This is a genomic window from Mesorhizobium sp. M5C.F.Ca.IN.020.29.1.1, from assembly GCF_003997375.1.
GTDB lineage: Bacteria > Pseudomonadota > Alphaproteobacteria > Rhizobiales > Rhizobiaceae > Mesorhizobium > Mesorhizobium wenxiniae.
Genome location: NZ_RZSW01000422.1, coordinates 1 through 5580, shown reverse-complemented (window position 1 = coordinate 5580; position 5580 = coordinate 1). Strand labels below are relative to the sequence as shown.

Sequence of the window (5580 nt, the reverse complement as noted above, 5' to 3'; positions counted from 1 at the left end):
TGCCGGCACGTTTAATGCCGGGGACGCAATCGAGATGGAAGGCGCCGATCAAACCGGCGACAACGTGGTCGGCAGCGCCTTGAATGGTAAGGTGCCGGGCGCGATGAACGTCACCCTGGTGCCCGACCCGCAGCCGGCCAAACCTGAGGTCAAGCCCGAGCCGCCTGCCGACCAGCCCACCGGGGACCGGCCGATCAGGGAAATGGCCGCGCAACCCCTCGCGCCCTTGTCGCAGATTGTCGAGCAATCCACTGCCGCGCCAGACATGATGGCCGACACCCCGCGCCTGGACGAGCAGAGCGTGGCTCCGAAGATCGAAACGCCGGCAGAGCCGGCTGCTCCGGCCGAAAGCACCGAGGCGCCCCCTGTCGATGTCGGACAGCCGCCGATCCCGACGCCAAGGCCGAGCCCGACACCAGGTCTTGGCGGAGCCGACGAAACGAACGAGGCCCGCGGCGCGACGGATGGCGAGGAACGCGCCGCGGTGGCTTCCAGCAAGGGCAAGGAGCAGGCAGCGGCAGGAAATGCGATGGAATCCCGCTACAGCGGTGAAGTTCAGAAGAAGCTTGCCCGCGCCAACCGTCGTGTTTCGAAAGCGATACAGGCGAGCGCTCGCAACAATGCCAGGGTCGTTTTCGTTGTCATGGCCGACGGCAGCATCAGCGATATACAGCTTGCCGAAAGCTCAGGTTCTGCGGAACTTGATCAATTCGCTTTGACGCTAGTGCGCAAGCAAGCACCGTTCCCTCCCATTCCAACCGAAACTGGCAAGTCAAGTTGGGTATTTAAAGCGCGGATCGGTCCATTTTAATAGCCTGCGCCTCAGCGCTTCAGGCAATCCAACAAGCATCATAATCCGCAATCCCGAAAGGAACCACCAATGTACATCGCCATGAACCGCTTCAAGATACAAAACGGCTCTGAGGACGCTTTTGAGGACGTCTGGAAAAACCGTGATTCGAGCCTTTCGGAGATGAAAGGTTTCAAGGAATTTCATCTGCTGCGCGGTCCGGTCAACGAGGCCGAAGGCTACACGCTGTTCGCCTCGCACACCGTGTGGGCGAGCCATGATGATTTCGTCGCCTGGACCAAATCCGAGAATTTCCGCGCGGCGCACCGCAACGCCGGCTCCAGCAAGGTTCACTATCTCGGTCATCCGCAGTTCGAGGGCTTTTCGGTCGTCGAGGGCGCGTGAGGTGGCCTCGCCTAACAGATAGAAGCAGCCGCCTTAAGCCGCGGCCAGCAGGCTGGCATTGCCACCAGCAGCCGTAGTGTCGACGCAGACGGCGCGCTCGTGCGCATAGGCCGCCGGGTTGAGCACTTCGCTGACCAGCGGCACGATCGGGCCGGCGCGGTCGGCGATCACCTTGCGCACGATGCGCGCGGCCTCCGGCGTGCCGGAAAAGGCGACGAGGTCGACACGCAGCGCGCGTGCTTCGACCGGGTCGGGCCGGCCGTCGATGGCCGCCAGCGGCAGGCCCTTGCCGGTCAGTGACAACAGGGCCGCCGGCGCATCGGGCGCGACGGCCAGCACCGCATTGCCGGCCGCCAGCGCCTGGATGGTCTGGGCAAGCAGCGTGTCGGCATCCGGTCCGAGGCAGAGCACGCGGCCGCGCGGCGACAGCGACAGCGTGTTGGCCTCGCCGGTCGGGCCGGGCAAATCGACCTGGCCGAAATCGATGCCGGCGGCGGCACCGATGGCCGCCGCACCTTTGCCGCGCAAATGTTTCCTCAGCACCGCAATGCGGTCCGCCCGCGTCGACCAGCCGCCCAGCGTCGGGTCGGGCAGATTGTCGGCGAGTTCGGTCGCCGTCACCTTGCGGCCGTCAAGAATAGGCGTGCCCGCCTCCGGCCCCTTGCGGAACCGCCTGAGATAGTGCGGTCCGCCGGCCTTCGGCCCGGTGCCCGAAAGCCCTTCGCCGCCGAACGGCTGCGAGCCGACCACGGCGCCGATTTGGTTGCGGTTGACATAGATGTTGCCGGCATGGATGCCGTCGACGAAATGCTGGGCGCGGCCTTCGATGCGGGTGTGCAGGCCGAAAGTCAGGCCATAACCCTTGCGGTTGATCGCGGCGATGACCCCGTCGATATCGTCGGCGTCGAAAGTGGCGGCGTGCAGCACCGGTCCGAACACCTCGCGCTCGATGTCCTCGATGCCCTTGACCCGAAAGACATGCGGCGCGACGAAGCGGCCATCCTTCGGCGCTTCGAGCTTGGCGATCAGCCGGCCCTGCAGGCCCATGTCAGTGCAATAGTCGCGGATCGATTTTTGTGCCTCCTCGTCGATGACCGGGCCGACATCGGTCGAAATCCGCCAGGGATCGCCGAGGCTGAGCGTTTCCATCGCGCCCTTCAGCATCTCCAGCATCTTCTTCTCGACGTCCTTCTGCACATAGAGCACGCGCAGCGCCGAGCAGCGCTGGCCGGCACTCTGGAAGGCCGAGGCAAGGATGTCGCGTACTGCTTGTTCGGGAAGCGCGGTGGAATCGACGATCATGGCATTCAACCCGCCAGTCTCGGCGATCAGCATGGCGTCGGGCGCGGCGGTCTCGGCCAACTGCTTTTCGATCAGCTTGGCGACCTCGGTCGAGCCGGTGAAGCAGACGCCGGCAATGCGCGGATCTGATGTCAGTGGGCCGCCGACCGAGGGGCCATCGCCGGGCAGAAGCTGGATGACGTCTTCCGGCACGCCGGCTTCGCGCAGCAATTCGACGGCGCGGAAGGCGATCAGCGGCGTCTGCTCGGCCGGCTTGGCGATGACCGAATTGCCGGTGACGAGAGCTGCCGCAATCTGGCCGGTGAAGATGGCGAGCGGAAAATTCCATGGCGAGATACACGCGATCACGCCGCGCGCCTCGGTTCCAGGTTCGGCATTGGCCGCCTCGGTTGCGTAATAGCGCAGGAAATCGACCGCCTCGCGCACTTCGGCGACGCCGTCGGCCAGTGATTTGCCGGCCTCGCGGGCGGCGAGCGCGAAGAATTCGACAGCATTGGCCTCATAGAGGTCGGCGGCGCGGTTGAGGATGGCGGCGCGCTCGGCGACGGCCCGCCTCGCCCATGCCGGCTGCGCCTCCACCGCGATGCGCACGGCGGTCGCGACCTGCTTGGCGGTGGCCTCGCTGACCGTGCCGACCACCTCTTCCGGCTTTGCCGGATTGACCACCGGACGCTGCTTGCCATAGCCGGCGGCCCGGGTGATCGGCTTGGCGTGCCAGCGGTCCGGCCCGGCAAACTCGACCTTCGCCTTGTCGATCGCGGCCAGCGCCACGGGATCGGTGATGTCGAACCCCTTCGAATTGCGGCGGCCAGCACCGAAGATCGCCGACGGGCTGGGGATCGCCGGATTGCTGGCCGGACCCTGTTTCTCGACGGTTTCGAGTGGGTCGCGAGCGATATCCTCCGGCTCGACCTCCTCGTCGGTGAGCTGGTGGACGAAGGAGGAGTTTGCGCCGTTTTCGAGCAGCCGGCGGACCAGATAGGCAAGCAGGTCGGAATGCGCGCCGACCGGCGCATAGATGCGGCAGCGCGTCCCCTCGGCCCGCCGCACCGTCTCATGTAACGCCTCGCCCATGCCGTGCAGGCGCTGGAACTCGAATGAGTCACGATCCCCAGCCATCGACAGGATGGCGGCGACGGTGTGGGCGTTGTGGGTGGCGAATTGCGGATAGATGCGGTCGGTCATCGACAGCAGCTTTTTCGCGCAGGCGAGGTAGGACACGTCGGTGTTGGCCTTGCGGGTGAAGACCGGATATCCGTCGAGCCCGAGCGTCTGCGCCCGCTTGATCTCGGTGTCCCAATAGGCGCCCTTGACCAGCCGCACCATGATGGTGCGGTCGTACTTCTTCGCCAGCGCATAGAGCCAATCGATGACGAAGGCGGCGCGCGGACCATAGGCCTGGACGACGACGCCAAAACCGTTCCAGCCGGCAAGCTCCGGCTCGGCCAGCACCCGCTCGATGATTTCGAGCGACAGGTCGAGGCGGTCGGCCTCCTCGGCGTCGATGTTGAGGCCCATGCGCGAATGGCGCGCCGCCAGCGCCAGCGACAAAAGCCGCTCGGCCATCACAGGCAGCATCTTTTCCTTTTGCGTCACTTCATAGCGCGGGTGCAGCGCCGAGAGCTTGACCGAGATGCCGTGGTTCTGGCGGATGTCGGGACCATTGGCGCCGGCATCGAGCGATGAGATGGCGTCGGCATAGGCCTTGAGATAGCGCAACGCGTCCGCCTCGGTGCGGGCCGCTTCGCCCAGCATATCGAAGGAATAGAAATAGCCTTTCTGGGTCATCGGGCGGCCGCGCTTCACGGCCTCGGCAATCGTGCGGCCGAGCACGAACTGCTCGCCCATTTCGCGCATGGCGGCGGCGACCGCCTTGCGGATGACCGGCTCGCCCAGCCGGCGCACCATGGCGCGCAGCGTGCCTTCGATGCCGCCCTCGCCCTCGTCAAGCACCCGGCCGGTCAGCATCAGCGCCCAGGTCGACGCATTGACGAAGATCGAGCTCGAGCCCCCTGAATGCGCTGACCAGTCGTGCGGCGCGATCTTGTCGGCGATGAGGTCGTCCATCGTTTCGGTGTCGGGCACCCGCAGCAGCGCTTCGGCCAGGCACATCAGCGCGACGCCCTCCTTGGTGGAAAGGCCATAAGCGGACAGAAAGACTTCCATCAGCCGCGGATCGGACGAGCCGCGCACCGCCCGCACCAGGTCGGCGGCGCGGGCCGAGATTGCCTTCCGCTCTTTCGTCGAAAGCCCTGTCGCCTCGGCCAGCCGCTTCACGGCCTCGTCTTCATCGGGCAAGTAATTGGCACGGATCTGCTGGCGGATGGCATCGAGCGCTGGCATGACGGTCCTATAGAGCAAGCATCAGGGAGCGGTCCGGCGGTCACCGGACCGAATGGCGCAAGCTAACACGAAGCTTGGTTTCGATCGGTCCAAAGAAATCGACAGGAGAGGCCGATTGGATTATCGTGTGGCCTGATTTTCTCCAGTTCGACCACAAATTCGATGACAGAAGACCGATTAGACCGCATCGACAGGAACATCCTGTCGGCGCTGGGCAGCAATGGCCGGCTTTCCATGTCGGAACTCGCGGCCAAGGTCGGCCTGTCGAAGACGCCGGTGCAGGCGCGGGTCAAGCGGCTGGAGAAGGACGGCATCATCCGCGGCTACCAGGCGATCATCGACCGTGAGCGCATGGGCGAAGGCCATGTCGCCTTCGTCCAGGTGAAATTGTCCGACACCCGCTCGGCCGCGCTCGACGCCTTCAACCGCGCCGTGCAGGCGGTGCCGGAGATCGAGCAATGCCACATGATGGCGTCGAGCTTCGATTACCTCCTGAAAGTCCGCACCACCGACATCGCCACCTATCGCCGCGTGCTCGGCGAGCGCATCTCCGCCCTGCCCCACGTCGCCCAGACTTCGACCTTTGTGGCGATGGAGACGGTCAAGGATCGGTAGTAGAGCGCTGCTGCGGTGAACGTCGACGGGACAGCGCCCCCCTTTGTCCTGCCGGACATCTCCCAGAACGACGGCTTCGGCGACAGCGCCCTTTTCTTCAATGTCGAAAATTGGCGAAAGCCGAG

The 5580-nt window shown here is 65.1% G+C and carries 4 protein-coding genes; 3 read left to right on the top strand and 1 reads right to left on the bottom strand.

The genetic code is table 11. The annotated features are described in order from the left end of the window. Both EOA85_RS26015 and EOA85_RS26010 read left to right on the top strand, forming a co-directional pair. The coding region (locus tag EOA85_RS26015; protein ID WP_127211680.1) for an energy transducer TonB at positions 1-811 on the top strand (811 nt) is incomplete at its 5' end. 69 nt (positions 812-880) lie between these two features. Beyond that, the gene (locus EOA85_RS26010) at positions 881-1195 is read left to right on the top strand and encodes an antibiotic biosynthesis monooxygenase (RefSeq protein ID WP_127211679.1); all 315 of its coding nucleotides are present in this window, start codon (positions 881-883) and stop codon (positions 1193-1195) included. A gap of 33 nt (positions 1196-1228) precedes the next feature. On the opposite strand, the gene putA is transcribed toward EOA85_RS26010, so the two are convergent. Further along, positions 1229-4840 (bottom strand): bifunctional proline dehydrogenase/L-glutamate gamma-semialdehyde dehydrogenase PutA, encoded by a 3612-nt coding sequence (gene putA / locus EOA85_RS26005; protein ID WP_127211678.1) that lies wholly within the window; start codon positions 4838-4840, stop codon positions 1229-1231. 162 nt (positions 4841-5002) lie between these two features. On the opposite strand from putA, the gene EOA85_RS26000 reads away from it, so the two are divergent. Then, positions 5003-5455, top strand: a complete 453-nt coding sequence (locus tag EOA85_RS26000; protein WP_127211677.1) for an Lrp/AsnC ligand binding domain-containing protein — start codon at positions 5003-5005, stop codon at positions 5453-5455. The last annotated feature ends 125 nt before the right edge of the window (positions 5456-5580 follow it).